The sequence below is a fragment of the Burkholderia sp. AU4i genome, assembly GCF_000466765.1.
In the GTDB taxonomy this organism is placed as follows: Bacteria; Pseudomonadota; Gammaproteobacteria; order Burkholderiales; family Burkholderiaceae; genus Burkholderia; species Burkholderia cepacia.
This window is the reverse complement of the sequence record NZ_ASSI01000014.1, coordinates 42,152-68,040: the sequence shown is the minus strand read 5'-3', so window position 1 is coordinate 68,040 and position 25,889 is coordinate 42,152. Positions and strand designations below refer to the sequence as shown.

General features: G+C 67.1%; 25 protein-coding genes and 1 pseudogene. 5 read left to right on the top strand and 21 right to left on the bottom strand.

Annotated features, from left to right (window positions below; genetic code table 11):
- Positions 1 to 95: 95 nt before the first annotated feature.
- The 8 genes and pseudogenes from L810_RS02260 to L810_RS02225 all read right to left on the bottom strand — a co-directional run bounded on the left by L810_RS02260 (position 96) and on the right by L810_RS02225 (position 7,823).
- Entirely contained in the window at positions 96 to 2,096 is a 2,001-nt protein-coding gene (locus tag L810_RS02260; RefSeq protein ID WP_021156740.1) for a family 2A encapsulin nanocompartment cargo protein cysteine desulfurase, read from the bottom strand.
- Entirely contained in the window at positions 2,071 to 3,003 is a 933-nt protein-coding gene (locus L810_RS02255) for a family 2A encapsulin nanocompartment shell protein (RefSeq protein ID WP_021156739.1), read from the bottom strand. Before L810_RS02255 ends, L810_RS02260 begins: the two co-directional genes overlap by 26 nt.
- Positions 3,004 to 3,141: 138 nt before the next feature.
- Positions 3,142 to 3,363 (bottom strand): helix-turn-helix domain-containing protein, encoded by a 222-nt coding sequence (locus L810_RS02250; RefSeq protein WP_021156738.1) that lies wholly within the window; start codon positions 3,361 to 3,363, stop codon positions 3,142 to 3,144.
- A gap of 8 nt (positions 3,364 to 3,371) precedes the next feature.
- Positions 3,372 to 4,310, bottom strand: a complete 939-nt coding sequence (gene epsC / locus L810_RS02245) for a serine O-acetyltransferase EpsC (protein WP_021156737.1) — start codon at positions 4,308 to 4,310, stop codon at positions 3,372 to 3,374.
- A 28-nt stretch (positions 4,311 to 4,338) separates the two neighbouring features.
- A complete protein-coding gene (locus L810_RS02240) occupies positions 4,339 to 4,809 on the bottom strand; it encodes a rhodanese-like domain-containing protein (RefSeq protein WP_021156736.1) in 471 nt (156 codons plus the stop codon).
- Between the two features lie 422 nt (positions 4,810 to 5,231).
- Positions 5,232 to 6,535 (bottom strand): annotated as a pseudogene (locus L810_RS02235) (amidase family protein).
- 76 nt (positions 6,536 to 6,611) lie between these two features.
- Complete coding sequence (locus tag L810_RS02230; RefSeq protein ID WP_021156732.1) at positions 6,612 to 7,403, bottom strand: alpha/beta fold hydrolase; 792 nt, start codon at positions 7,401 to 7,403, stop codon at positions 6,612 to 6,614.
- 93 nt (positions 7,404 to 7,496) lie between these two features.
- Positions 7,497 to 7,823 (bottom strand): DUF4148 domain-containing protein, encoded by a 327-nt coding sequence (locus tag L810_RS02225; protein WP_021156731.1) that lies wholly within the window; start codon positions 7,821 to 7,823, stop codon positions 7,497 to 7,499.
- A 593-nt stretch (positions 7,824 to 8,416) separates the two neighbouring features.
- Here L810_RS02225 and L810_RS48870 point away from each other — a divergent pair.
- Together L810_RS48870 and L810_RS02220 are read left to right on the top strand one after the other, a co-directional pair.
- The gene (locus L810_RS48870) at positions 8,417 to 8,548 is read left to right on the top strand and encodes a hypothetical protein (RefSeq protein ID WP_021156730.1); all 132 of its coding nucleotides are present in this window, start codon (positions 8,417 to 8,419) and stop codon (positions 8,546 to 8,548) included.
- 134 nt (positions 8,549 to 8,682) lie between these two features.
- Positions 8,683 to 10,026, top strand: a complete 1,344-nt coding sequence (locus L810_RS02220) for a virulence factor (protein ID WP_081712783.1) — start codon at positions 8,683 to 8,685, stop codon at positions 10,024 to 10,026.
- Between the two features lie 235 nt (positions 10,027 to 10,261).
- Here the strand turns inward: L810_RS02220 and L810_RS02215 are convergent, their stop codons facing one another.
- Positions 10,262 to 10,807 (bottom strand): cytochrome P460 family protein, encoded by a 546-nt coding sequence (locus L810_RS02215; protein ID WP_021156728.1) that lies wholly within the window; start codon positions 10,805 to 10,807, stop codon positions 10,262 to 10,264.
- Complete coding sequence (locus tag L810_RS02210; RefSeq protein ID WP_021156727.1) at positions 10,807 to 11,850, bottom strand: alpha/beta fold hydrolase; 1,044 nt, start codon at positions 11,848 to 11,850, stop codon at positions 10,807 to 10,809. Before L810_RS02210 ends, L810_RS02215 begins: the two co-directional genes overlap by 1 nt.
- A 371-nt stretch (positions 11,851 to 12,221) precedes the next feature.
- Between L810_RS02210 and L810_RS46815 the strand changes: the two genes are divergently transcribed.
- The gene (locus L810_RS46815; RefSeq protein WP_021156725.1) at positions 12,222 to 12,626 is read left to right on the top strand and encodes a hypothetical protein; all 405 of its coding nucleotides are present in this window, start codon (positions 12,222 to 12,224) and stop codon (positions 12,624 to 12,626) included.
- 120 nt (positions 12,627 to 12,746) lie between these two features.
- Here the strand turns inward: L810_RS46815 and L810_RS02200 are convergent, their stop codons facing one another.
- From L810_RS02200 to L810_RS02170, 7 genes are all read right to left on the bottom strand, one after another.
- The gene (locus L810_RS02200; RefSeq protein ID WP_021156724.1) at positions 12,747 to 13,001 is read right to left on the bottom strand and encodes a hypothetical protein; all 255 of its coding nucleotides are present in this window, start codon (positions 12,999 to 13,001) and stop codon (positions 12,747 to 12,749) included.
- Positions 13,002 to 13,025: 24 nt separating this feature from the next.
- On the bottom strand, positions 13,026 to 14,204 hold the full coding sequence (locus tag L810_RS02195) for an acetate/propionate family kinase (RefSeq protein ID WP_021156723.1): 1,179 nt from the start codon (positions 14,202 to 14,204) through the stop codon (positions 13,026 to 13,028).
- Between the two features lie 4 nt (positions 14,205 to 14,208).
- Entirely contained in the window at positions 14,209 to 15,147 is a 939-nt protein-coding gene (locus L810_RS02190) for a phosphate acetyltransferase (protein WP_021156722.1), read from the bottom strand.
- 19 nt (positions 15,148 to 15,166) lie between these two features.
- Positions 15,167 to 17,515 (bottom strand): DUF3141 domain-containing protein, encoded by a 2,349-nt coding sequence (locus L810_RS02185; protein ID WP_021156721.1) that lies wholly within the window; start codon positions 17,513 to 17,515, stop codon positions 15,167 to 15,169.
- Between the two features lie 68 nt (positions 17,516 to 17,583).
- Positions 17,584 to 18,393, bottom strand: coding sequence for an enoyl-ACP reductase FabI (gene fabI, locus L810_RS02180; RefSeq protein WP_021156720.1), 810 nt, complete (start codon positions 18,391 to 18,393; stop codon positions 17,584 to 17,586).
- 411 nt (positions 18,394 to 18,804) lie between these two features.
- Positions 18,805 to 20,082 carry an epoxide hydrolase family protein gene (locus L810_RS02175; RefSeq protein WP_021156719.1) on the bottom strand — a complete coding sequence of 426 codons (1,278 nt, stop codon included), beginning with the start codon at positions 20,080 to 20,082 and terminating at the stop codon, positions 18,805 to 18,807.
- A 203-nt stretch (positions 20,083 to 20,285) separates the two neighbouring features.
- The gene (locus L810_RS02170; RefSeq protein ID WP_027790713.1) at positions 20,286 to 20,990 is read right to left on the bottom strand and encodes an SDR family oxidoreductase; all 705 of its coding nucleotides are present in this window, start codon (positions 20,988 to 20,990) and stop codon (positions 20,286 to 20,288) included.
- 134 nt (positions 20,991 to 21,124) lie between these two features.
- Between L810_RS02170 and gcvA the strand changes: the two genes are divergently transcribed.
- Together gcvA and L810_RS02160 are read left to right on the top strand one after the other, a co-directional pair.
- Positions 21,125 to 22,066 (top strand): transcriptional regulator GcvA, encoded by a 942-nt coding sequence (gene gcvA, locus L810_RS02165; protein WP_021156717.1) that lies wholly within the window; start codon positions 21,125 to 21,127, stop codon positions 22,064 to 22,066.
- Between the two features lie 71 nt (positions 22,067 to 22,137).
- Entirely contained in the window at positions 22,138 to 22,419 is a 282-nt protein-coding gene (locus tag L810_RS02160; RefSeq protein ID WP_021156716.1) for a hypothetical protein, read from the top strand.
- Between the two features lie 9 nt (positions 22,420 to 22,428).
- Here the strand turns inward: L810_RS02160 and L810_RS02155 are convergent, their stop codons facing one another.
- From L810_RS02155 to L810_RS02140, 4 genes are all read right to left on the bottom strand, one after another.
- Positions 22,429 to 23,025 (bottom strand): pyridoxamine 5'-phosphate oxidase family protein, encoded by a 597-nt coding sequence (locus L810_RS02155; RefSeq protein ID WP_042972867.1) that lies wholly within the window; start codon positions 23,023 to 23,025, stop codon positions 22,429 to 22,431.
- Between the two features lie 95 nt (positions 23,026 to 23,120).
- A complete protein-coding gene (locus L810_RS02150; RefSeq protein WP_021156714.1) occupies positions 23,121 to 23,312 on the bottom strand; it encodes a hypothetical protein in 192 nt (63 codons plus the stop codon).
- A 12-nt stretch (positions 23,313 to 23,324) separates the two neighbouring features.
- Positions 23,325 to 24,524 carry an aminotransferase-like domain-containing protein gene (locus L810_RS02145; protein WP_021156713.1) on the bottom strand — a complete coding sequence of 400 codons (1,200 nt, stop codon included), beginning with the start codon at positions 24,522 to 24,524 and terminating at the stop codon, positions 23,325 to 23,327.
- A 319-nt stretch (positions 24,525 to 24,843) separates the two neighbouring features.
- Positions 24,844 to 25,812 carry a hypothetical protein gene (locus tag L810_RS02140; protein WP_042972855.1) on the bottom strand — a complete coding sequence of 323 codons (969 nt, stop codon included), beginning with the start codon at positions 25,810 to 25,812 and terminating at the stop codon, positions 24,844 to 24,846.
- Positions 25,813 to 25,889: the final 77 nt, after the last annotated feature.

Here is a 25,889-nt window from a genome sequence, read left to right as displayed (position 1 = left end):
AGCGGCGCGCCATGCCCGCATCGCCATGCAAATGAGCCCGCTTGCGACAGCCCGTTGCCGGGCGCCACAAGCGGGCTCCTCGCGGACGGCATGCGTCAGCGTCGCGTCGCCAGCCTTCTCACGACGCTCACCAGCGCGTCGACTTCGTCGCACGTGTTGTAGAACGCGAGCGACGGCCGCACCGTTGCCTCGAGCCCGAACCGCCGCAGGATCGGCTGCGCGCAGTGATGCCCCGAGCGCACCGCGATGCCCTCTTCGTTCAGCGCCTGCCCGACTTCCTCGGTCTCATAGCCCTTCAGCACGAACGACAGCACACTCGCCTTGTCGCGCGCGGTGCCGACGAGGCGCACGCCCGGCACCGGTGCGAGCACGCTCGTCGCATACGCGAGCAGGTCGTGCTCGTAGCGCGCGATGTTCTCGATGCCGACCCGGCTCACGTAATCGAGCGCGGCACCCAGCCCCACCGCATCCGCGATGTTGCCGGTGCCGGCCTCGAACCGGTTCGGCGGCGGCTGGAACACCGTGCGCTCGAACGTCACGTCCTCGATCATGTTGCCGCCGCCCTGCCAGGGCGGCATGTCGTCGAGGATCGCGCGCTTGCCGTACACGACGCCGATCCCGGTCGGCCCGTAGATCTTGTGCCCGGAGAACACGAAGAAATCCGCATCGAGCGCCTGCACGTCCACGCGCATGTGCGAGATCGACTGTGCGCCGTCGACGAGCGCCTTCGCGCCCGCCCGATGCGCAAGCTCGACGATCTCCTTCACCGGCACGACCGTGCCCAGCGCGTTCGACACCTGCGTGACGGACACGATCTTCGTGCGGTCGTTGAGCAGCTTCCGGTATTCGTCGAGCAGCACCTGCCCCGAATCGTCGACCGGAATCACGCGCAGCTTCGCCCCCTTGAGCGCGGCAAGCTGCTGCCACGGCACGATGTTCGCGTGATGCTCGAGGTTCGACACGATGATCTCGTCGCCTTCGCCGACGTTCTGCACGCCCCACGACTTCGCGATCAGGTTGATTGCCTCGGTCGTGCCGCGCACGAACACGATCTCGTCCGGCGACGAGGCGCCGATGAAGCGCTGCACGGTTTCCCGCGCATGCTCGTAAGCATCCGTCGCGCGGCCGGCCAACGCATGTGCCGCGCGGTGAATGTTCGAGTTCTCGTGCGCGTAGAAGTATGCGAGGCGGTCGATCACGGCCTGCGGCTTGTGCGTCGTCGCCGCATTGTCGAACCAGACGAGCTGCTTGCCGTTCACGCGCTCCTGCAGGATCGGGAAATCGCGGCGAATCGCGTTCACGTCGAACGGCGGGTGCGCGCCGCGATACAACTGACCTTGCGGCTCGGCGGCGTGCGTCTCGTCGATGAAATAACGCGGCACCTCGCTGCCCGATGCGCGCGACGCCGGCACGTCGCGATGCACGGCGAGCAGTTCGCGCAGCGCGTCGTCGCCCGGCAGCCCGAACGCTTCCGGCGACGCGAGGCCGTTCGACGGCACGACGATGTCCTGCGGCGTCCCCTGCCAGCCCTGCAGCGAACCGTCGGTGAAGTAGTACGGCGATGCCTTCGCCGCACCGTCCGGCGCCGGCGCATTCACCTGCGGCACACCGAGCGCCGCGCCGCCGACGCGCGGTTCGAGCGCGGGCGCGATCGACACGGCGTTGTCGGGCAGCCCGTTCTGCGCGGCCGCATGCGGCGCGAGCGCCGGTACGCGGTTGCCGAGCGACAGCACGTGGGTCGGTGCGGACGGCGCGAGGTTCGCGCCGGGCACTTTCCCTTGCGGGAGCGCGAGACCGGGCACGCCGGTGCCCGCGCCGCCCGGCCCCGCGAGCGGGGAGCCGCCCGGAACCGGGTTGCTCACCGACGCAAGGATCGGCGCGGCGGCCGGCAAGGCCGACGGCACGCCGCCGACCGCACCGCTGCCCGCCGACACCCCGGGCGCGGTGGCCTGCCCGGGCGGCGTCGAGAAGAACTCGGACGCGAGCCGCGCCAGCGTCGCGGGATCGGGCAAGCCGGCCGGCAACGGCGCGTGCGGCAGCGCGTGCGCGTCGCCGCCGGCCAGCCCGGGATTAACGGTAGGTGTCGGGATAGTCATGGAACTTGGCGATTTCGACGTCATCGAGGACAGCCAGCGCATCCGGCGAATGGACCGCGAGCGAGCAATACAGCGAGATCAGGTACGACGCGATCGCCTGGTTGTTGATCCCCATGAAGCGCACCGACAGGCCCGGGCCCTGCTCGCCCGCGACGCCCGGCTGATAGAGGCCGACCACGCCCTGACGCTTGTCGCCGACGCGCAGCAGCAGGATCTTGGTCTTGCCGTCCGCGACCGGCACCTTGTCCGACGGGATCAGCGGAATGCCGCGCCACGTGAGGAACTGCGAGCCGAACAGGCTGACCGTCGGCGGCGGCACGCCGCGCCGCGTGCATTCACGGCCGAACGCGGCGATCGCGAGCGGGTGCGTGAGGAAGAACGCCGGTTCCTTCCACACCTTGGTCAGCAGTTCGTCGAGGTCGTCCGGCGTCGGCGCACCCGTCAGCGGGAAGATCCGCTGGTCGTCGGTCACGTTCGCGAGCAGCCCGTAGTCGGGGTTGTTGATCAGCTGGCTTTCCTGCAGCTCCTTGATCGTCTCGATCGTCAGGCGCAGCTGTTCCTTGATCTGGTCATGAGGACTGCTGTAAAGATCGGAGATCCGCGTATGCACGTCGAGCACGGTGCTCACCGCGTTCAGGAAATACTCGCGCGGCTGTTCTTCATACGGCACGAAGGTCTGCGGCAGCACGCTTTCGTCCTCGAGCTGCGTGCACGCGGCACGCACGGCTTCCGGGTTCTTCACCTGGTTCAGGCGATAGATGCCCGCTTCGACCGGCACCCATTGCAGCAGATGGGTCAGCCAGCGCGGCGTGATCGTGGAAAGCTGGGGGACGGTCTTGGTAGCGTTCGCTAGTTGGCGGGCGGCGTGATCGCTCAGCGCAGCCGTGCCGCTTGCAACGGTCGACATGTGTGGCTCCGGGTTCTTAAGATGAAAAACGGGATTGCTTATGACGCTGGGTGATTATCGGAAGCACGCACCTGCCGGCTCAACATGCTATAGCCGTCATGCCGCGTGCGACCGAAAGGGAAAGGTGACGAGGCGGCCTCAGGTGACGAACGTGCCCGGCAGCAGCGTCGAGATCGATACGTCGAACGCGCGCGCGATCTTGTCGGCCGTGACGATCGACGCGATCGCCTCGCCGCGCTCGATCTCGCCGACATACGAACGGTTCAGCCCCGCATGCTCGGCCAGCTGTTCCTGCGACCACGTGCGCGCTTCGCGCAGCCTGCGCACGTTGGCGCCGAAGTGATGGATGAGGTCGCTCATCGCGCCTCCTAGGCGACACGCGCCGCCGCGCGCGGCGCGGCGTTCGCTTCGCTGCGCAGCACCGCCTGCGTGACGTTCTCGCCGGCCGCCACGTCCTGCGTGAGCCACACGTTGCCGCCGATCACCGCGCCGCGCCCGATCGTCACGCGGCCGAGGATCGTCGCGCCCGCGTAGATCACCACGTCGTCCTCGACGATCGGATGCCGGGCGAGCCCTTTCTCGAGATGGCCGGCCGCGTCGCGCGGAAAGCGTTTCGCCCCGAGCGTGACGGCCTGGTACACGCGCACGCGCTCGCCGATGATCGCCGTCTCGCCGATCACGACGCCGGTGCCGTGGTCGATGAAGAAGCCCGCGCCGATGCGCGCGCCCGGATGGATGTCGATGCCGGTCTCCGCATGCGCCTGTTCGGCGATGATCCGCGCGAGCAGCGGCAGGCCGAGCCCGTACAGCTCGTGCGCGAGCCGGTGATGGATCATCGCGAGGATGCCCGGATAACACAGCAGCACCTCGTCGACGCTGCCGGCCGCCGGATCGCCGTGGAACGCGGCCAGCACGTCGCTGTCGAGCAGCCGGCGGATCTCGGGCAGGCGCGTGGCGAACGCCTGCACGGCCGTCGACGCGACTTCGTCGACATGATCGACCGGCCCGTCGGCATTGCGCTGCCGCGCCGCGTAGCGCAATTCCAGCTTGACCTGCGTGAGCAGCGCGTTCAGCGCCGCGTCGAGTGCATGGGCCACGTGGAAGTTCTCGCTCTCCTGGCGCAGCTCGGGCGGCCCGAGCCGCATCGGGAACAGCACGCCCTTCAGCGCGCCGACGATCTGCGCGAGCGCTTCGCGCGCCGGCAGGTCGCGCCCGCCCGGTTCGAGCGAGCGCCGCTGCTTCTCGCGCCATGCGCGGCGTACGGTCTGCAGCGATTGAACGATGTCGTCGATGTCGAATGCGGCCATGCTGCGTTCTCCCTGTCTCGGCCGTGAATCAGTCCTGTGCCCACGGCAGGCCGCGAAAGCGCCAGCCGTTGCTGCCGCCGCGATGCTGCCGTTCGTCGAGGTCGCCCTCGAACCCTTCGAGCACGTTGAATACCTGCGTGAAGCCGCCCTTCGTCGCGGCCTCGGCCGCCTGCGCCGAGCGGTTGCCGCTCCGGCACAACAGCAGCACGACGGCCGCCTTGCCCGTCTTCGCTTCCAGTTCGCGCACGAAGCGCGGGTTGCGCGTCAGGCTCGTGCCGGTCGCCCACGGCACGTGCAGCGATTCCGGCACGTGACCGACGAATTTCCGTTCCTCGGCGGTGCGCACATCCACCAGCAGCGCATCGCCGGACGAGAACAGCGCCCACGCGACTTCCGGCGCGACACCGCCCGCATAGGGCGTGCCGGCCGCCGCAGCGGCCGCGCGCGCGTCTTCGAGCGCCTGCTGCGCGGCAGTTCGTTCTTCCAGTTCAACCGTCATGACACTTCCTTGTTTTCGCGGATTCGTATGAACAAAAACACCGGGAATGCGGCCGTTGCAGCTTGCGTGCTGTCTATAGCCGTCAGCGCCACTATGCGAGGGCGGCCGGGGAAGCTGAACCAATAAAAATTCATTTCCTAATCAGCGTTGCGGGGAATGCAATGGCAGACGCGCGCTATCGGCGCGGGCTCGCGGGTGAGCAGGACAGGCGCAACGGTGGCCGTTCGATGTCGCGCATCGAAGGCATTCGAAAGGAATCGCGGGAGACGATCAACGCGGCGGGTGGCGCGTTGCGATGAAATCCGAAACGGGATGCAGGCGCTGGCGCGCCTGCATGGATGACGCAAGAAGTCCTGCTGCCGGCACGCGTCTGCACGATGCCTGACGGGCATCGCCGACGCATTCGCTTGTGCGTCTGCCGGTTACTGTACCGGGTCGACCGGCGCAACCGGCACGCCGCGCGCTTCGATGTCGCGCCCGGCGAGCAGGCACAGATCCTCGCGATGATGCGCGGCGACCACCTGCACGCCGACCGGCACGCCATTCTCGAGCGACGTCGTCACGGCAAGCCCCGGCAGCCCCATCGCCGGCAGCGCGCGCAACGTGAGCTGCGCCTCCCACACGCGATCGAATCCGTCCTGCCCCTGCCGGTCGAGATCGTCCGGGAACGGCAGCTCCGACGATACCGGCAGCAACACGACCGCATATTCATCGAGAAACAGCCGCCACTGCCGTGTCAGCGTCGTACGCCGGACGAGCGCGCGGCCGATCACGTCGGCCGGCAGGTCGCGCACCTTGCCGCGCACGGCCTCGACCACCGCCACCGCACCCGGATCGCCGTCGCCGGCAACCGCGTTCGCCAGTGCATCGAAACCGTCGCCGAGCCAGAGCTGCTCCTGCAACAGCGCGGCCTCGCGCATCGGCGGCGTGTCGTCGATCTCGTCGACGGTCCAGCCCGCATCGACCAGCCGTCGCGCGGCATCGCGCAACGCGGCCTCGACCTCGGGCACGACCTGCAGGCCGCCCGGCCGCACGCACAGTGCCGCGCGCTTCGGCACCTCGCGCCCGTCGAACGGCACCGCCACGTGCCACGGGTCGCGTGGGTCGGACGCGGCGAACGCACGCAGCGCGAGCGCGAGATCGTCGATCGTGCGTGCGATCGGGCCGGCCGTCGACATCAACTGCGCACCGAGCCGCCGATGTCGGTGCCGACGGCAAGCGGGCCGATTCCCGCGGCCACGGCCGCCGCCGCGCCGCCGCTCGATCCGCCCGGCGTCAGCGACGGATGACGCGGATTGCGCGTGTGGCCGTGCACGAGATTCGACGTGAACCAGCGCAGCGCGAACGTCGGCGAATTGGTGCGGCCGAGCAGGATCGCGCCGGCTTTTCTGAGGTTGCCGACCACCGGGCTGTCGGCATGCGCGATCAGGTTCTCCTGCAGGCGCGTGCCGTTGGTCGTCGCGAAACCCGCCTGGTCGACGTTGATCTTCACGGTGACGGGCACGCCCGAGAGCGGCCCCGGATCGTCGCCGCGCGCGATCGCGCGATCGACTTCGTCGGCCTGACGCCGCACGTCGTCGGGCCGGTGTTCGATCACCGCGTTGATCGCCGGATTCACCGCGTCGAGACGATCGAGCACGGCGTCCGCGACTTCGCGCGCGGACACGTCACGATGCCGGACGCGTTTCGCGAGTTCGGTTGCCGGCAGTTGCCACAGTTGCGTCATGACTCCTCCTCGTGAAAAGACATCTCCGTCACTCGCGCCACCGCGCTTGCCTGCGAAAGCGCGGTGCCGCGTTCACTCATTGCGTTTCCTGCTTCGCCCGTTCCGCCGCCGCGATGATCGCGTCGGCCACTGCCTTCGGCTGGCTCAGCATCGACACGTGGCTGCCGTTCACGCGCGCGACCGTCGCGCCGATCCGCTTCGCCATCGTTTCCTGCAGCTTCGGGTCGATCATCCGGTCCTGCGTCGCGACGACGAACGTCGACGGCTTCACATGCCACGCGGCCTGCGTGACCTTCTCCGAAATGCACCCGCCGTACCACGGCCCCTGGGTCGCCGCGATGATGCGCTGCTGTGCGGGCGGCAGGTCCGGCGCGAAATCCTGCGCGATCGCCTTGTCCGACAACGTGGCGAAGCCGCCCGCATCCTTGCGCAGTTCGCCGGCCCATGCAGGTGCCGGCAGCCCCTGCGTGACGTCCGCGATCGACTGGCCGTTGTCGGGTGCGAACGCGGCGACGTACACGAGCGACTTCACCTTGTCGTCGTTGCCCGCGTCGCTGATCACGACGCCGGCCCACGAATGGCCGACCAGCACGACCGGCCCCTTCTGCTCGTCGATCGCGCGCTTCGTCGCGGCTGCATCGTCGGCGAGCGAGCTCAGCGGATTCTGCACCGACACCACGTGCAGCCCGCGCGCCTCGAGCAGCGGAATCACGCGGTTCCAGCTCGACCCGTCGGCGAATGCGCCGTGCACGAGCACGACGTTCGTGCCCTTCAGGTCGTCCTTCTGCGCAGCCTGCACCGCGGCCGCACCGAACAGTCCGCCGATCACCGCGGCGGACACCAGAACGCGCTTCATCAAACCGGCCATCGTCTTGCTCCTTGCTCTGTTGTGTTGTGTTGGGTTGTCTGAACGTGCCGCGGTGGCGGCTGCACCTGCGCACGAGGCAGGCGCGGCACCGGATCACGAATGCGCGTACAGGTCGTCGTATGCGTCGTGCGCGGAATGCGCTTGCGCCGCGTCGCGATGGCCGGCACGCGTCGATGCGTCGGCCACGTTGTCGCCTTGCGACTTCGACGGGCCGTTCTGGTCGGAACGCGCGACCTGCAGCGCGGCGGCGACGTCTTCCGGGTAATGCGGTTCGCTACGCGCCGGGTTGTAGCCGGCCTGTTCCAGGCGGACGAGTTCGGCGCGCACGTCGGCACGCGTGAGGCCGTGGCCGGTATCGGCAAACGACAGGGCGGGGACGGCGGCGAGGACGGCAACGGCGAGGATGCGAGCGGCTTTCATGAGGGTTCTCCTTGAAGGAAGTAGGTCGGTCGATCATTCGGCATCCGATCCAGATCGTCTGGCATCGAACGTTTCCTGCATGTCGACAGTAGAACCCGCCCACGTATCCGGCATGTTTCTGAAGCAGGGTTTCAGTGCAATCCGATGTTTCCGAAGCAGCGCTGGATACAGTGCGATACAAACTCGTCGAATTCGCCATGCAGGTACGGACGATATCGACTCAATCACCGGCCGATCAGGACACGGCGCCGCGCACAAGTGCGTCATCCGGCGGCCTCAGCGGATGACGGACCTGACCATCTCAACGGATTGAAAAACCGCTCGCTTCTGCCGCGCTTTTCCAGTGACGAAGCAACACGCCTGATTCCTGCCCGGAAACACATTCTGACAATTTCCGTTCGTCGCCATCGCCCCTGAGCGCATTTTCACGGCATCCGCATTTCACACACGACGATGGGCGGCGGTGCCGGTCGCGATGCGGCTGCGTCCGGCGTAGCGGCCGTTGCCGCCGGTTCGTCGGTGCGCACCGACGACGGTCGCGGATCGAGAAATGATTCGACGGCAATCCGAGGGAGAAGTACTTCGACTATTTCATGCGCGGCAAACTTGACGATCTACCGATGCAGGAATGGGTGCATATGGAAAACGGAGAAGGAAATATGCCCGACGCGATTGTAGATGAACGTGAAGGGGCGTTTTATCTGAAGGTCGGAGGTGCATTTTGAAGGCACTCATCGCTACATGGCAGCGACGTGTCGCTGTTGCCGTTTCGGTATGGCCCATTGCCGCAGTACTCATGGCGTCGCTGATGACGCACGTCGAACAACCCGATCCAGCCCATCTGGAAATAGGAGAATGGATGAAACGAATCGTTGTCGTGCCCGCCCTGGCCGCGCTCATGGTGTTTCTGTTTATCACGGCCATGACGCGTCCTGCACAAGCCGCGCCTGCCCAGGAGCAAGTAGGGAGTACGGTGCTTGAAGATGCAGCGTCGGCGAAGCCGTTCGTCGCGCAGGTTGTCGGCCTGATCTGGATGAATCCATTGCAACGGAGGGACTACCCGACCGAATGGCAATTGTTGTGGACGCAGGGGCTCGCCGCACCCAACAAGAACGACGATATGGTCCGCACCGATCCGAAGTCCTTTACTACGCTGCAAGCGGTAGCGGGTATCGCATACGGCAACGAAGGCGCGGAGACGTTCAAGGGTTTCTATCACAAGTACATGAAGAGGTTCCCTCTGCTGCTTCATTCTCGCTACGCCTCCAATCCAAAATACTTCTACACGGTGAACCCCGACAACAAGAAAGATTGGCGCGAATTGGCAGGCATTCGCGTCGAGCTTGCGATTCCGGAGCGACTCGACGCGGACGAATCGCAGAGCTATTTGCAAAACTCGATTCGAAAGACGTTTTCGATCGGCAATCGGTATTTCCCGACGATGTGGAGCCGCGACACACTGCCCGATGTGCAAATCACGCAAGGCGGCGCGAACGCCGGCTTCGGGGCGCTGAACAAGGCGTTGGACTACTTGCGGGACAACCCCGACAAGACCGTGTGGGTGGTGAACTGGGATGCGCCGAATTTTCCGCCGCTCGACGCGCAGATCAACGAGAACCTCGTCGTGCTGTTTCTCGCCGGCCCGAACTTCGACACGCAGCGCGAACCGCTCGCCTGGATCGGCAAGGCCGCCACCGGCAACACGCAAGCGTTCTCGCCGAAGGTCGGCACGACGCGAACCGTGCAGGCGTGGAAAGCGACCGTCGACCAGGCAGCGCGCAATGCCGGTGTCGCAGTCCCGGATCTCGAGTACATCGTGCACGACGCAGGGAAAGGCAGTGACGTGGCCTCGTCACGTCTCGTCGCACTCGCGCAGACCTTGACGGAAACGCTCCCGGAATACGATCCCCGGCAACAGGCCTTCAACACGGCCGCCCTGCTCGGTGACATGGGAACCGGCAGCGCCTTGACCGACGTTGCGCTGGCGATCGGCCGGATCAATCACTTCGGCGGTAACGCATTGGTCGCCGGCACGACCGACCCGGAGCATCCCGTCGCGGTCGTCGTCAGGCCACCGTCGACGCTCACGCCGATCGATCCGGACAAGGACTGGTTCCGCGCGCGTGGCGGGAACAATGCGTACCTGCCGTGGTGGGGACGCCGGCACGACACCAATTACGGAATGCAGGGCTATTCGTGGTGACGCAGATGGCTCGGAGGCGCGATCCGTGCGACCAGGATCGCGTCGCCGAGTCATTCACGGGAATGGACGCAATACGGGAATCGGCCACCCAGGCGACGCGCCTACGGCGGCCGGGTCGAATCCGGAGCCGGCACGAGCGGGGTTATGGGGCGAGCAGTCGCACACCATTCGCCACCGATGACGGGACGTTAATGAGCCGCGTGTATCCCGGCGACTCACCTTGCTCACGCTTCCGTCACGGCGCCAGCCGCGTGAACACGTAATCGTGATTCTTCACCCGCGCCTGGTGGCACGCAAAGCACGTCTGGTGCTGGCCGATATCGGCCGGCACGCCGTTGATGAACCGCCCGAACCCCCAGCCGCCCGTCGACGCATAGCGGCGCGAGTCCTGCACCATCACCTGCACGGTCGTTGCCTGCCCGGGCACCGTCGCCGGCGCGAACTCGTCGGACTGCTTGCGCTTGTACGCGAGCTTCACCAGGATCGTGCCGTCCGGAAACGGCAGTGTCGCCTGTTCGAGCGCACGGATCGCGACGGGATTGCCGAGCACGACACGCAGTTCATCGAGCGGCGCGGCTTCTTCGGCCGGGGCGACCATTTCCCACTTCCGGTAGCCGGGCGGGATCGTCACGCCGTAAATCGGCGACGCGGCAGCAGCAGCCGGCTTCGGCTGCTCCGCGAACGCGGCCGGGCCGCTCGCCGACCACGCGCCGGCCAGCAGCACGCCCGCGACGAACCCGCGGCGCACGCCGCGCCGCACGCCACCCATGCGCGCCCGCATCACAGGTGCTCCACTTGCAGGATCGCATCCGCGAACGCCTGCGGCGCTTCCTGCGGCAGGTTGTGGCCGATGCCGCCGGTGATCGTGCGGTGCTGGTACTTGCCGGTGAACTTCTTCGCGTACGCGGCCGGTTCCGGATGCGGCGCGCCGTTCGCATCGCCTTCCATCGTGATCGTCGGCACCGTAATCGCGGGGCCGGCCGCGAGGCGCCGCTCGAGGTCGTCGTATTGCGCCTCGCCCTTCGCGAGCCCGAGACGCCAGCGATAGTTGTGGATCACGACGGCCACGTGATCGGGGTTCTGGAACGACGCGGCCGTGCGCGCGTAGGTTTCGTCGGAGAACTGCCATTTCGGCGATGCGAGTTGCCAGATCAGCTTGTTGAACGCATCGCGGTTCGCCGCGTAGCCCAGCGCGCCACGCTCGGTCGTGAAGTAGAACTGATACCACCACTGGAATTCGGCCTGCGGCGGCAGCGGCTTGCGGTTCGCCTCCTGGCTGCCGATCAGGTAGCCGCTCACCGACACCAGCGCCTTCACGCGCTGCGGCCACAGCGCCGCGATGATGTCGGCCGTGCGCGCGCCCCAGTCGTAACCGCCGAACACCGCCCGGTCGATCTTCAGCGCATCCATCAGCGCAATGATGTCGACGGCCGTCACGGCCTGCTGGCCGTTGCGCACCGTGTCGGCCGAGCGGAACGTCGTCGACCCGTAGCCGCGCAGGTAAGGCACGATCACGCGATAGCCGGCCGCGACGAGCAGCGGCGCGACTTCCGCGTAGCTGTAGATGTCGTACGGCCAGCCGTGCAGCAGGAACACGACCGGGCCGTTCTTCGGCCCGAGGTCCGCATACCCGACGTTGAGCACGCCCGCGTCGATCTGGTGGATCGTGCCCAGCGACGCGGCGCCGGCCGCGCGCTTCGCAGGCGCTGCATCGGGCGCCGACTGCGCGTGCGCCAGGGCGCTGAAGCCGAGGTCGGCGAGGCTGAGGCTCGCCAGCGTCGTACCCAGGATCAGGCGGCGGCGGGTGTTCACGGTTTCGGGCATGACTCGTTCTCCAGTGTCGATCGCTAAGGAAGGTGACCGCGGCACGTGCGGGCACTCGGGAATCTGCATTCTCGGCAGCGGCGCATGGCATCGCGCCGCCGTGTGAATCGCTTCACCGGTTTTATACCCGAGCCCTGGCGAGGCTTTGTATCCCAACGTATCTGTCGGCGAACACGACACACGACGATTCAAAAATCGCTCGGGAAATGCGGGTTCGCAGGGGCCACGTGCCACGCGCCGGCCTGCCCCGGCGATGGCATGGCCACGCGCCGGCCTGCCCCGGCGATGGCATGGCCACGCACCGCCTCTCGCTTCGGCGCCGAAACGCGGCGATACTACACCGCTTGCCGTGACAACCCGCCCGATTGCAGGTGACCGAATTGACCGATGCCGACCAACAAGACGCTCCCGTGCGACAGGCGGGCACGAACGGGCCGCCGCTCTGGCTCGCGACCATCCTGACCGCGTTCGGGCTTGCGGCGCTTCTGCTCGCGTGGTTCTCCGGATACGCCACCGCCTACTGCGACACCCTGGGCGGTGCCGTGGTCTGGGTCGTGTTTTTCACGGCGGCTTTCGTTTTTGCCGCCTTCCGGGACAACTGGAACATCTTGCCGGTCGGGCTGGTTGCCTGCATCGCCCTCGCCGCGGTCGTCCGGCGGCTTCCGCGTTTCAAGGTAACGTGGCGTCGATTTTTGATCGTGCTGCCTTGTGTCTATGCCGCGATGATGCTTCTCACGTGGCTGAGGGACGTACACGGCACGTGCCGGATCATCTGACGGCGACGCCGTCCCGAGACATCGCGGCGGCATGACACCGCCTCACTCCGCCGATGAACACGGGCCGCATGCCGGCCGGCGCGCATTCACCGCTCGAACCACGCCGCCGCACGCAGCCGTTCAGTCCTTCCGGTCCGGCAGGATATGCGCGCGAATCGAGCGGCCCCGCCACGAGATGTGGTCGATCCGGGCGCGCAGCGAGTAAAGCGCGACCGACGACAGCGTGTTGAACCGGAGCAGCGCGATGGGGGTGCCGATCCCGGCCGGCACACGCTCGATCGCATCGAACTGCGGGAATCCATGCCGCGCCAGGAACGCGCCGACCTCGTCGTCGCGCGCGTGTTCTTCGACATTGACCAGCAGTAGTTCAGCCATGAGGATTCCTTGCTCGTTCACCCGTCACCGGATCAGCCGGTGCGTATGGCGCGCGATCATCAGTTCTTCGTCGGTCGGGATCACCCACGCCGATACGCGGCTCGATGCCGTCGTGATCAGCGGCCCGCCCGTGCCGTTCGCGTCGACGTCGATCTCGACGCCGAGCCACGCCGCACGGCGCAACACCCCCTCGCGAATCGCCGCCGCGTGCTCGCCGATCCCCGCGGTGAACACGACGGCGTCGACTCCCTCCATCGCGGCCGCGAGCGAACCGAGTTCGCGCGCGATGCGGTAGACGTACAGCTCGATGGCGAAGCGTGCGTGCGGGTCGTCGCTCGCGAGCAGGGTGCGCATGTCGCTCGACAGGCCGGACACGCCGAGCAACCCGGAACGCCGATAGAGCAGATCCTCGACGGCGCGCACGTCCATCCGGAGTGCTTCCATCAGGAAGATCACGACGCCGGGATCGAGGTTGCCGCAACGCGTGCCCATCGGCAGCCCGTCAAGCGCCGTGAACCCCATCGTGCTCGCGACGCTCTTGCCTGCCACGAGCGCGCACATGCTCGCGCCGTTGCCGAGGTGGGCGACGACCGTGCGCCCGCGCGCCGCCGCCGGCGCGACGTCGGGCAGCACGCTCGCGATGTACTCGTACGAGAGCCCGTGGAAACCGTAACGGCGCACGCCCCGGCTGGTGATCGACGCGGGCAGCGCGAACGCCTGGGTCACCGCGGGCTGCGTGCAGTGGAACGCCGTGTCGAAGCAGGCCACCTGCTCGACGCCGGGCCGCATCGTTTCGAGGATACGAATCGGCGTCAGGTTGTGCGGCTGATGCAACGGCGCGAGCGGGGTGAGTTTCTCCAGCTCGGCCACGATCTCGGGCGTGACGCGCACCGGGCCGCTGAAGCGTTGTCCGCCGTGCACGACGCGATGGCCCACCGCCGCGAGACGATGCCCTTCCTGATGCGCGCCCAGGAACGCGGCGATCTGCTCGAGCCCTTCCTGATGGCCGAACGTATCGCCGCCGGCCCATTGCCGTTCGTGACGCTCCGCGTGGCGATCGACGGCGCTGAAGTGCGCCGTGGCCGTGTACAGGCCCTCGACCTGGCCATGCACGATCAGGCCGAGCGTGTCGCCGTGCACGTCGAATGCGGAAAACTTGATGCTCGACGAGCCGGCATTCAACACCAGAATCACGTCTGCCATGGCGTCACCCCACGCGCCGGGCCGCTTCGCGCTGCACGTTCGCGACGAGCATCGCGACCGCGCAGGAAGCCAGCCGGGTGATCAACGAATCGGCACGACTCGTCAGGATGACGGGTACGCGCGCGCCGAGCACGATGCCCGCCGCGTCTGCGCCGGCCAGGAACGACAGGCTCTTGGCAAGCATGTTGCCCGCTTCGAGGTTCGGCACCATCAGCACGTTCGCGTGCCCGGCCACCGGCGAATCGATCTGCTTGATGCGCGCGGCTTCGGGATCGATCGCGTTGTCGAGCGCCAGCGGGCCGTCGACGAGCGCGCCGGTAATCTGCCGCCGATCCACCATCTTGCACAGCGCGGCGGCTTCGAGCGTCGACGGCACTTTCGGGTTGACCGTCTCCATGGCCGAGAGGATCGCCACACGAACCTGCGGGAAATCCAGCGCATGCGCGAGATCGATCGCGTTCTGCAGGATGTCGACCTTTTCCTCGAGCGTCGGCGCGATATTGATCGCCGCGTCGGTCACGATCAGCGGGTCGGCGTGCGCGGGCACGTCCATCACGAAGCAATGGCTGATGCGCCGGCCCGTGCGCAACCCGGAATCGTGCCGCACCACTTCGGCCATGAGTTCGTCGGTGTGAAGGCTGCCCTTCATCAGCGCGGACGCACGGCCGTCGCGTACGAGCCGCACCGCCGCCGCTGCCGACGCCTCGCTGTACGGCGCATCGACGATCTCGTGATCGCCGACCGGCAGCTGCAACTCCGCGGCGGTCGCTTCGATACGCGCACGCGGGCCGACCAGGATCGGCGCGATCAGCCCCTTGCGCGCCGCCTCCAGCGCGCCCTCGAGCGAGCTTCGATCGCACGGATGCGCGACGGCCGTCGGCATCGGCGCAAGCGCCTGGCAGTGCTCGATGAGGCGGCGATATTTCTCGTGTCGGGTTTCCATTGCGGTTCCTCGCTGTCCGTCACTGCACGCGTTCGAGTGTCGCCAGCGGCCCCCTGGCCGGCAGCGTGGCAGGCGGCGCGCCCAGTACCGCGCGAATGCGTTGCAGCGCCGCCCACTGTTGCTCGCTCACCGACGCGCTTTGCACGCGCGCATCGCCCAGCAGCTTGTCCAGCAGCGTCAGCAGCCGCTGGCGGTCCTCCGGCCGGGCAAGCAGCACCGGCAGCGTGGCGACGGCCTGTTGGGGCGCGTAAGTCGCGATGATCTCCTGCTCGCCATAGATGCGCCGCCACTGGTCGGGCGGCAGGTTCGGCAGGTATTCGGCGTAGGTTTCGGCAAGCTCGCGCTCGGCCGCAAGCTGCGCCAGCGGAAACGGTTCGCCGTTGCGCTCGAGCAGGAACGCCGCCCGCGCAACCGCTTCGGTGTAGCCGCCACGGTCGATCGACGCGAGCGCCGCCTTCACGAACGGCAGGTCGCGGGGGTCCGCCGCCGCCGGCGCAGCCGCGTGGCGGTCGCGATACTGCTCCCCGAAATGAAGCAAGGCCGGCTGGGTGTACAGCGTGAAGAACAGCGACTCGATGCTTGCATCGCGCATCGCGCGGAAACAGTCGAGCGACGCGCTGACGATATCCGAGCCACGCCGTTCGAGCTTGCGCCATGGCTCGATATCGTCGGCCGGCTGGCGGTGGGCCCTGAGCGTGTCGGCGGCGGGCTTCAGCCAGCGAAGCCAGGGATTCAGGTCCGAAAACGCCCAGCGCTGGAAGCGCAGCGGATGAAAGTCGCGCAACAGGTGCGCGGTGGTCTCGTTCGATGCCTGCTGCACGTATGGCTGCATGAACAGTTCATACGCGCGCTGCGTGAATTCGGACAGCGCGGCGACGGCCTCGAACGCTTGTTCGTCCTTGCGCCCGAAGCGGTTGAAGTATTGCGCGATCTCTTCCAGACGGTGCTCGGCGAAGGTGACGTCGTACGTGACCTTCCCGTCGGCGCCCTTCACTTCCTCGATCGACATCGCATAGAGGCCGGGCGGCAGCGTTTCGACGGCATCCAGCACGCTGACGATCTGCGCGTGCTCCTTCTTCGCGACCTTGCCGGACACGAAGATGCCGAGATGCCCCACGTCCTCTTCCACCAACCCGATGATGACCTGCCCGCGCGCCTTGATCTCCTCCGTGCTGCCGTAGATGTCCGCGACCCAGTTGAACGCCTGCTGCGGCGGCGTGATGTTGTCGCCCATCGACGCGAACAGGATGATCGGCGAGCGGATCTCGCGCAGGTCGAACGCCTTGCCCGATCCGTCTTTCACTTCGCCGGACCAGAGCTTGTTGCCGATGAACAGGTTGCGCGTGATCCATTCGATCTCGTCGCGGTTCATCAGGTAGTAGCCGCCCCACCAGCGCTCGAACTCGAGGAAGCGCGGCGGCTCGGTGTCGATGTGGTCGTACACGTGGTAATACTTGTCCCACAACGTGTTCGCCGGGTTCAGGTTCTCGAAGTTCTGCACGAGATAGGCGCCGTCGAACTTGCCGTTGCCCAGGTCCGACGCAAACGACGCGAGCCACGTGCCGCCGAGTATGCCGCCGGCATAGCGCATCGGATTGTCGCCGGGCCCCTCGCTCCACGCGCCGCTCCAGTACGACATCGGGGCGCCGTTGATGACGATCGGGCCCGTATCGTCCGCCGACGAACTCGCGAGCATCATCGCGGCCCAGCCGCCCTGGCAGTTGCCGACGATGGCCGGCTTGAGGCTGTCCGGATGCAGTTCCCGCACTTTCCGGACGAACGCCTGTTCCGCGGCACACACGTCGAGCAACGTCTGGCCGGGCTCGGGCTCCTGGAAGAACACGACGAAATACACGGGATGCCCCGCGCGCAACGCCACGCCGACTTGCGAATCGTCCTTGAAGCCGCCGATACCGGGGCCGTGCCCCGCGCGCGGATCGATGATCAGGTAGGGCCGCTTGCCGGCGTCGACGATCACGCCATCCGGCGGCTGGATGTGAACGAGTGCGTAATTGACGGGCCGTGCGAACTGCCGGCCGTCGAGCACGACGTCGTAGTCGAAATGCAGCACCGGCTTGAGCCCCTCGGCCATGCGCTCGACATATTGCGTGCCGCGCTCGCGCAGCGTGTCCCAGAACAGCAGCGCGCGCTGTGCGGCGTCGACCGCGTAATGCCACGCGCCCAGCGGCGAGAATGGCATGGCAAACGGATCGGCGCCCGGCGCCCGGCCGGGGCCGTCGCTGCCGTCGAACGCTTCGCCCAACCGATTCCCGTACTGTTCCAGCGCGTGCTGCGTGCGCTTTTGCAGGACGTGGACAATCTCCGTGGCGATCTCATGACTGCGCGCCAGTTGCTTGGCAGCATCCATAACACTGTTCTCCAGAGGGGCAAGGTGAATCTCGACGCATTCCGGGAGCGGCCGCCTCGCGCCAGGCGTCAGCCGAGCACGTGCATCCCCGCGTCGATGTAGTGAATACCGCCGGTCATCGCGCGTGCGGCATCGCCGGCGAGAAAGGTGCACAACGCACCGACGTCGTCGATGTCGAGCGGACGGCGCAATGGCGCACGCCGGGCGGTGTCGTCAAGCAGATGATCGAAGTTCGGCAGCCCGGATGCCGCCCGCGTGGCCAGTGCGCCGGGCGACACCGCATGCACGCGAATGCCGGCCGGCCCCAGCTCGACAGCGAGGTATCGGACGGTGGCCTCCAGCGCCGCCTTGACCGGGCCCATCACACCGTACTCCGCGATGACCTGGTCGGCTCCGATATAGGTCATCGCCATCAGGCTTCCACCGGACGTCATCAACGGCTCGGCCAGTTTCGCCATCCTGATGAACGAGTGGCAGGAGGTATCCATCGCGAGCGCGAACCCTTCCGGCGAACTGTCGACGACGCGCCCGTGCAGATCGGCCCTGGGTGCATAGGCAACGGCATGCAACAGAAAATCGAGGCCGCCCCACTGTTCGCCGATCGTGTCGAACACCTCGCGCATCTGGTCGGCCCGGCTCACGTCGAGCGGCATCGCAATCGCCGGCTTCAGCTGGTCCAGCAGCGGCTCGATGTACGGCAACGCCCGGTCGGATTGCCAGGTCACCGCCAGTTCGGCACCCGCCGCGCGAAATGCGCGCGCACATCCCCACGCGATGCTCTGCTCGTTCGCCAGGCCGACGACGATGCCTCTTCGACCTTCAAGCGGGCGCATGCCGTCGCAAGCCATGCGTGACTCGCGCACGTCGTTATTCGTCATCGCGAAACCTCGGGTCGTATTTTTTTACCGGGTGAAACCGTGAAAAAGCCGATTCGGCTTTTTGCCGCGTGCCAATAAACAGGATGATTTGTCCGCACTCAGGTGCAGTCGCGGATCATTGTATTGAGGGTTTCAATACATCAGTCAATTCACGCGACATATTTTGATTTTTATCAAAATCGCTTTTTAATCAAATAATTACGATGGAATGTTTCTTCCATAACGGGTTTTGTTCATCGATATGTCATTCAATCGTGAACGGAAGCGCCGTGCTGTTTCTGCCGTAAAACGGCCGCTTAAACAGGTAACGCCGGCAGCAATAACGACGCCGCGGTGAATTCAGGAACGTGCACGACGGAAGCAAACGCCGACCGCATCCGCGCCGGCCCGCGTTCGCCCGTCCTCCCTCGCTTACACGCGCCGCAGCGGCCGGAACCCGGCGCGCACTTCACGCGCGAACAACTCCGGTTCCTCCCATGCCGCGAAATGCCCGCCCTTGTCGACTTCGTTGAAGTAGATCAGGTTGTGATAGCTGCGCTCGGCCCAGCTGCGCGGCGCCTGGTAGATCTCGCCCGGAAACACCGTGATCGCGGCCGGCAACGCGATATCCACCGCATTGAAGTTGTTCGAGTGATCCTCCCAGTAGATCTGCGCGGCGGACGTCGCGGTGTTCGTCAGCCAGTACAGCGAGATGTCGTCGAGAATCTCGTCGCGCGGAATCGAACGCTCGGGCACGCCGCCGCTATAAGTCCACTGCGAAATCTTGTCGTACATCCACGCTGCCTGCCCGGACGGCGAATCGGCGAGTGCATAGCCGACCGTCTGCGGGCGCGTGACCATCATCGCCGAGTACCCGCAGTTGTCGCGATAGAACGTCGCGAGCTTCTCGTATGCGGCCTTCTCCTTCGGCGACAGCGACGCCGGCGCGGGTGCATCGGTCGCGAGCAGCGTCGCGATATCCGGCGGCACCGTCGCCGGCATGTTCACGTGAATCCCGGCCAGGCCCTGCACGCGCTGCATCGCCATCCGGTGCGAGATCACCGAGCCGCAGTCGCCGCCCTGCGACACGAAGCGCGTATAACCGAGCCGCGCCATCAGCTCGCCCCACGCGCGCGCGATGTGGTCGGAACCCCAGCCGGTCTGCGTCGGCCGGCCCGAGAAGCCGAAGCCCGGCAACGACGGCACGACGACATGGAACGCATCGTCGGCGCTCGCGCCGTGCGCGGTCGGGTCGGTCAGCGGGCCGATCGCCTTCAGCAGCTCGAAGATCGAACCCGGCCAGCCGTGCGTCATGATCATCGGCATCGCGTTCTCGTGCCGCGAGCGCACGTGGATGAAATGAATGTCGAGCCCGTCGATTTCCGTGATGAACATCGGGAAACCGTTCAGGCGCGCCTCGCCCTTGCGCCAGTCGTAATCGGTGCCCCAGTAGCGCAGCAGCGCCTGCATGCGCGCCAGCCGCACCCCCTGCGATTCGTCGGCGACGGTCTCGCGGCCCGGCCAGCGTGTTGCCGCGATGCGGCGGCGCAGGTCGGCGACGGCTTCGTCGGGAATGTGCGCGGTGAACGGGCGTATGCCGCTCGCGCCGGTCGCGGCATGCAGCGCCGTGGGCAGCATCGCGGAGACCCCTGCGGCCACGGACGTGGCAAGCAGGTGGCGACGCATCGGGGAAAACGGTGTGGAAGACATCGTTCGGCATCTCCTTTCGTGAAGTGGAAAGTGAACATGCCGCGCGCGGGGCCGCGCCTTCGCTTTCAATCCGGCGCGCCCGGCTCACGCGGCGTCGCCCATTTGAAAGGTCTGATGTATCCCGGATTTGTCTGGTTTGTACGCGTTTGTAGCGACTGCGCGGCGAGCGGCCCGGCCGCTTCGGCCGCTCGCCCGCGCGACGCTCAGAGCGCCTTGACGATCGCGCCGTCGACGCGAATGTTCTGCCCGGTGATGTAACCCGCGCCGTCGGACAGCAGGAACGCGACCGTCTTCGCGATCTCGCCGGTCTTGCCGAAGCGGCCGGCCGGGATGCGTGCGACGATCTCCGGCGTTTCCGGCCAGCTGTCGATGAAGCCCGGCAGCACCGCGTTCATCCGGATGTGCTCGGCCGCGTAACGTTCCGCGTAAAGACGCGTCCATGCGCTCAGCGCCGCGCGCAGTGCCGACGAAACGGGCATCGGCTGCTCGGGCGCGTCCGCCGCGAAGCTCGAGATGTTGACCACCGCGCCGCCGCCCTGCTTCTGGAAGACCGGCGTCACACGGCGCATCACGCGCACCACGTTCAGCAGGATCAGGTCGAGCCCCGCATGCCAGTTGTCGTCGGTGATCGCCAGCAGCTCGCCCTTCGGCGGATGCCCGGTGTTGTTCACGACCGCATCGATGCGGCCGTAGCGCGCGAGCGTTTCCTGCACCAGCCGGTCGATGTCGGCTTCTTCCGTCACCGAACCCTGGATGCCGAATCCGCCCAGTTCCTCGCCGAGCGCCACCGCGCTGCCCGACGGCGACATCAGCGCGACGCGATAACCCGTCGCCGCCAGTTCGCGCGCGATCGCCGCGCCCATGCCCTTGCCCGCCGCCGTGATCAACGCCACTTTTTCTACAGTCACGATCTGCTCCTCATTCGAATCCTGCCGCCGCGCAACCGCCGTTCGGTGCGCCATGGTGGTAATGTAGGCGCATCGATACCGACTGTCGAACCAGTATTTCTGCCTCCAGCCGATAGTTTTTCTACAGCCTGACGATGCCGCCTCGCCCCTCCCGCCTGCCGCCGCTGAATGCGCTCCGCGCGTTCGAAGTGTCCGCGCGGCACCTCAATTTCCGCGCCGCCGCCGACGAGATCGGCGTCACGCAGGGCGCCGTCGCGCAGCAGGTTCGCCACCTCGAGGACGTGCTCGGCCTGAAGCTGTTCGAACGCCTGCCGCGCGGCCTCGCGCTGACGCACGACGGCGCCGCGTATTTCTCCGACGTGCAGCGCGCGCTGCACGCGATCGCCGACGCGACCGACAAGCTCGTGAAGCGGCGCGCCGCGCTGACCATCAGCACGACGCCGTCGTTCGCGTCGAAGTGGCTGATTCCGCGGCTCGCGCACTTCACCGACGCGCATCCCGACTACGACGTGCGCGTGATCGCCGACCCGCAGATCGCGACGTTCCGCCATGACGGCGTCGATCTCGCGATCCGTTACGGCAAGCCGCCGTTCGGCAAGCATCTCGCCACGCATGCGCTGTTCCCGCTCGACGTGTGTGCCGTGTGCAGCCCCGCGCTGCTGGCCGCGCCGGCGTCGCCGCGCGCGCTCGCAAGCCACGTGCTGCTGCACGACGCGCACGACCTGTGGCCCGAGTTCCTCGCCGCGATGCCGGAGCCCGTCGACCTCGATCCGCACAAGGGGCTGCGCTTCAACCAGACGTCGCTCGCGATCGATGCGGCCGTCGCCGGCCAGGGCATCGCGCTCGCCACCGATCCGCTCGTCGAGCGCGACATCGCCGCCGGCCGCCTGTGCAAGCCGTTCGATTTCGCGTTTCCGCTGTCGATGGGGTTTTATCTCGTGTATCCGGCCGAGCGGCGCGATGACGACGCCATCGTCGTGATGCGCGAATGGATGACCACGCAGGCGGCATCGGACGGGCGGCCGCCCGATTCACCCGATTCGGCGGGCAGCCGTGGTGCGGGAAGGAGCGCGTAGGCGCCGTGTGCGATCCCGGGCAGCCGGCGGCGAACCCCGCAACGGGCGATATGCGGCGAGGAGATGATCCGATGGAATGGGAAGAACGACACGGCGGCATCTGGACGGGCGTGCTGATGCCCGGCGAGCAACCCGTTGCCGAAACGCACGTCGCCGATCGGCATCTGGTCACGCTGATTGCGCAACGGCCCGATGGCCTGTATCGGGCCGTCGTCCTGGGGCATCACCCCGATCCGCAGTGGCGTCTGCCGTTCTGGGGAGAAGTCAGCGCGCCCGCGATCGTCGGGTCGATCGACGACGGCGAGCAGTACCTCGCCGCGGCATTGGCCCGTCACGTCGAAAGCGGTGCGTGAACGTCCGGCTCAGGGCGCGATCCACCGCCCTTCGTAGCCGCCTTCGTGCAGGTCGAACACCGCGCGGCGATGGCCGGCGCGCGCGAGTTCGAGCCAGTCGATGCGCGTCACGTTCACGTGAAGCAGGCAGAAGTTCTCGTAACCGTCGTCGTCGGGATTGGCGCGCGGGCTCGCCGACACATGCGCGGCTTCGGGCGACTCGACCGGCGTGCCCGGCGGCAATGGTGCGCGATACAGCAGCAGCGTATGCGGGCGGCTCGATTGCCAGATCGCGCGGCGTTGCGCTTCGTCGTCGCAGACCGACGCAACGCCCTCCACGCGAATCTGCACGAGCGCATCGAGATCGCTGGCGACGAGCGCGATGCGCGGATCGCGGCGCAGCTCCGCGACCTTCTCCGAACGCGCATCGGTATGAAACGACAGCACACGATCGGCACGGTTCACCTGACGCAACACGATCGTGCGTACCTTCGGCGCGCCGTCGATACCGAGCGTCGCGGCCTGCAGCATCGTGAACGGCGAACGCTGCGCGCTCACGCCGGATGCGAGGCAGGACCAGAGGCGCTCGTATGTTTGCGCGAGCGATTCGGAAGTTGAGTCGGACATGGCGAAGCGGCGATCGTGCGTGTTGCGATCGCGCAAGCTTAACCGCTTGCGGCGGCGCCGGCATGCATGCAGCGCGCCGGCCGTCGCCGCGCGGCTCAGTTGTAGCCGAGCACGACCGATGCCGCGTCGCCGATGTCGTCCGCCGGCTGTGCGCCGAAGCGGCCGAGCACGTCGGCCACATACTGCGGCCCTGCGCTGATCTGCGACGAGCGGTGCGCGACGGGCCGGTTATCGCCCGCGCGCGGTGCCGCGCCCATCGATACGGTGTCGTTGACGGTGATGTTCACGTTGCTGTCTCCTCACGCGGCGAGCGCCGCTCCATACGCGCGCACGAGGCGCGCGACGCCTTCCCGGATCGCATCGACGTCCGGCGCGGCGAACGACAGGCGCAGCGATGCCGCGTCGACGTTGTCCGCGAAGAATGCCTTGCCCGGCACGAACACGATCTTGTTCGCGATCGCCTGTTGCAGCAGCACGTCCGACGACACCGCGCCGATCCGCGCCCACACGAACATCCCGCCTTCGGGACGATGAAACTCGATCGCATCGCCGAGGCCGTCGCGCAATGCGTCGCACATCGCAGCGCATTTGCGCTGGTAAGCGGCCGTGATGCGCGGCAGATGGCGTTCGAGCGCGCCGTCGGCCAGATACTCGGCGGCGGTCGCCTGCGTCCACGGCGTGCTGCACAGGTCGACCGTCTGCTTCGCGATCACGCAGCGGCGCGCGATCTCGGCCGGCGCGATCGTCCAGCCCACTCGCAGCCCCGGCGCGACGATCTTCGACAGGCTCGCGAAATGCACGATCCAGTCGCGTGCGCCGTCCACTTCGTCGGCCAGCGCAAGCATCGACGGCACGGCTTCGCCCGCGAAACGCAGGTCGCCGTACGGATCGTCCTCGACGATCAGGAAGCGGTATTGCACCGCGAGACGCAGCAGCTTCAGCCGTCGTTCGCGTGTGAGCGTCGCGCCCGTCGGGTTCGCGAAGGTCGGGACCGTGTAGAGCAGCTTCGGCTGCGCGATCGTGCCGGAGGAAAGCTGTTCGCCGAGACGATCGACGTCGAGCCCCGCGCCGTCGACCGGAATCGTCACGATGCGCGCCTGCTGCAGACGCATCGCCTGCAGCGTCGCCGGATAGGCCGGCTGCTCGGTCAGCACGACGTCGCCGGGCGACACCATCACGCGCAGCAACAGGTCGAGCCCCTGCTGCGAACCGGTCGTGACGAGCAGCTCCGCCGCCGTGCACGCCACACCGCGGCGCGCCATCAACGCGATTAGCTGCTGCTTCAGTTCGGCGAGGCCATCGGTCGGGCCGTATTGCAGGCAGCGCACCGGCTGCGCATACGCGCGCACGGCGGCCGCGTTCAGGCCGTCGACGTCGAACAGGTCGCTGGCCGGATAGCCGCCCGCGAAGGAAATCATGCCCGGTTCGGACAGGTACTTGAACAGTTCGCGGATCGGCGAGCCGGCGGGATTCTGGAATGAGGGAGTGAACGCGTACATGTCGTCGTGAGCTGGATGGCGCGGACGGCCGGGATAGCCGCCAGGTACCGGCCACCGCGGCACTTCTGGCGCCACGGCGGCGAAATCGAGCCACGATTGTCGATAGTCATTAAGGCCGCGGCAAACGATATCTATGCACTAGGTCTTGCGGTTTGGTCATCAAATGGGGGGGCGCGGGAGCAGCAAATGGACGATCGGCCGCGTACGCCGGCATGCCGGCGCCGGGTGCCGGGCACGCGTTGCCGCCGGAAAGCCGATCCGCCCGATTGTTTCGCCGCACGCGCGCCCTGGCCGCCCCGCTCGCCGGGTCCGAACCGGGTCAGTGCGCCGTGCCCACCGGCGCGGCCGGAGGTGGCTTCGGCTTCCACGTCGAGAGCGTGCGCGTGAGGTCGTCCGACACATAGTGCGGACCATCGAACAGGTAGACGGGATAACCGCGATACGCCAGCAGTTGCTTGCCCAGCTCGTCGGCGCTGGCCGAACGGAATCCGCCCCGTTCGGCAGGCCTGAACGCCTCGGCGATGACCCGCACGCGTCGCTTGCCCAATTTTGCAACCAGTTCGTCGAGGTAGGCGCGCGCGACATACGGCTCGCGGGCATAGACACCGCAGCCGTCCTGGAAGAACACGCCGACGTCCGCGGGCAGCCACGCCGCGAGCCAGTCCGCGAGCGCCTTTCCGCCGATGTTGGTCTGGTCGTACACGCTCACCCAGAGCGGCCGCGGCAGCCGTTGCAGGACGGCGGCGAGCTTTGGCGCGTCCTGCCAGGTCGGATCGATCTCGACCGGAAAGTAGTAGCCGGCGACATGCAGCGGAACCGGTGCGCGCGCCACTTCCAGCGACTGGTCGGCGAGCGTCGACAGATGGGTGCGCGCCCGTTTTTCGTCCTGGTAGCCGGCCAGCCCCAGGATGACGTTCCTGGCCCACGGCTCACGACCGATGCGCTCCCAGTCGGGCAGGTGCGCGGCAGGCTGGATCGAGGTGCCGGCGATGAACGCGGTGTCGTCGACGACGGTCCATTGAATCAGCAGATCGTGAATGCCGAGCATCTGCCAGTTGCCGACCGGATTCGTCGTCGAGTTGTCCACCTGCCAGACGATGCCGTCCGCGTGCACGTCGTGCGCGGTCCAACTGCAGGCGGCCACGACGAGCGAGGCGCCGATCGCCGCGAGCGTCGCCGCCCGGGGTGAACGCGGCGCGACTGAAAGCGGGCCCGGTCGCGCGGCGAGCCGAAGCCGGCCCATACGCCGTTGAATCCTGCGCCAGGCCGGGATCGCGTACGTGGTCATCGCTGGCTCTCCGGAAGCATGCCTGCGCGTCATCGTAGCCGATCGAACGCAAACGAGCGACCCGCATCGGCAATGCG

What these genes read in the sequence shown, in the direction of transcription:
- L810_RS48870 (WP_021156730.1), top strand. Translation starts at nt 8,417, where the DNA reads ATGCGCGGCAAACTTGACGATCTACCGATGCAGGAATGGGTGCATATG.
- L810_RS02220 (WP_081712783.1), top strand. Translation starts at nt 8,683, where the DNA reads ATGAAACGAATCGTTGTCGTGCCCGCCCTGGCCGCGCTCATGGTGTTT.
- L810_RS02255 (WP_021156739.1), bottom strand. Translation starts at nt 3,003, where the DNA reads ATGTCGACCGTTGCAAGCGGCACGGCTGCGCTGAGCGATCACGCCGCC.
- L810_RS02190 (WP_021156722.1), bottom strand. Translation starts at nt 15,147, where the DNA reads ATGGAAACCCGACACGAGAAATATCGCCGCCTCATCGAGCACTGCCAG.
- L810_RS02160 (WP_021156716.1), top strand. Translation starts at nt 22,138, where the DNA reads ATGGAATGGGAAGAACGACACGGCGGCATCTGGACGGGCGTGCTGATG.
- L810_RS02155 (WP_042972867.1), bottom strand. Translation starts at nt 23,025, where the DNA reads ATGTCCGACTCAACTTCCGAATCGCTCGCGCAAACATACGAGCGCCTC.
- L810_RS02140 (WP_042972855.1), bottom strand. Translation starts at nt 25,812, where the DNA reads ATGACCACGTACGCGATCCCGGCCTGGCGCAGGATTCAACGGCGTATG.
- L810_RS02225 (WP_021156731.1), bottom strand. Translation starts at nt 7,823, where the DNA reads ATGAAAGCCGCTCGCATCCTCGCCGTTGCCGTCCTCGCCGCCGTCCCC.
- L810_RS02215 (WP_021156728.1), bottom strand. Translation starts at nt 10,807, where the DNA reads ATGCGGGCGCGCATGGGTGGCGTGCGGCGCGGCGTGCGCCGCGGGTTC.
- L810_RS02250 (WP_021156738.1), bottom strand. Translation starts at nt 3,363, where the DNA reads ATGAGCGACCTCATCCATCACTTCGGCGCCAACGTGCGCAGGCTGCGC.
- gcvA (WP_021156717.1), top strand. Translation starts at nt 21,125, where the DNA reads ATGCCGCCTCGCCCCTCCCGCCTGCCGCCGCTGAATGCGCTCCGCGCG.
- fabI (WP_021156720.1), bottom strand. Translation starts at nt 18,393, where the DNA reads ATGACGAATAACGACGTGCGCGAGTCACGCATGGCTTGCGACGGCATG.
- L810_RS02195 (WP_021156723.1), bottom strand. Translation starts at nt 14,204, where the DNA reads ATGGCAGACGTGATTCTGGTGTTGAATGCCGGCTCGTCGAGCATCAAG.
- L810_RS02200 (WP_021156724.1), bottom strand. Translation starts at nt 13,001, where the DNA reads ATGGCTGAACTACTGCTGGTCAATGTCGAAGAACACGCGCGCGACGAC.
- L810_RS02210 (WP_021156727.1), bottom strand. Translation starts at nt 11,850, where the DNA reads ATGCCCGAAACCGTGAACACCCGCCGCCGCCTGATCCTGGGTACGACG.
- L810_RS02260 (WP_021156740.1), bottom strand. Translation starts at nt 2,096, where the DNA reads ATGACTATCCCGACACCTACCGTTAATCCCGGGCTGGCCGGCGGCGAC.
- L810_RS02145 (WP_021156713.1), bottom strand. Translation starts at nt 24,524, where the DNA reads ATGTACGCGTTCACTCCCTCATTCCAGAATCCCGCCGGCTCGCCGATC.
- L810_RS02185 (WP_021156721.1), bottom strand. Translation starts at nt 17,515, where the DNA reads ATGGATGCTGCCAAGCAACTGGCGCGCAGTCATGAGATCGCCACGGAG.
- L810_RS02175 (WP_021156719.1), bottom strand. Translation starts at nt 20,082, where the DNA reads ATGTCTTCCACACCGTTTTCCCCGATGCGTCGCCACCTGCTTGCCACG.
- L810_RS02230 (WP_021156732.1), bottom strand. Translation starts at nt 7,403, where the DNA reads ATGGCCGGTTTGATGAAGCGCGTTCTGGTGTCCGCCGCGGTGATCGGC.
- epsC (WP_021156737.1), bottom strand. Translation starts at nt 4,310, where the DNA reads ATGGCCGCATTCGACATCGACGACATCGTTCAATCGCTGCAGACCGTA.
- L810_RS02240 (WP_021156736.1), bottom strand. Translation starts at nt 4,809, where the DNA reads ATGACGGTTGAACTGGAAGAACGAACTGCCGCGCAGCAGGCGCTCGAA.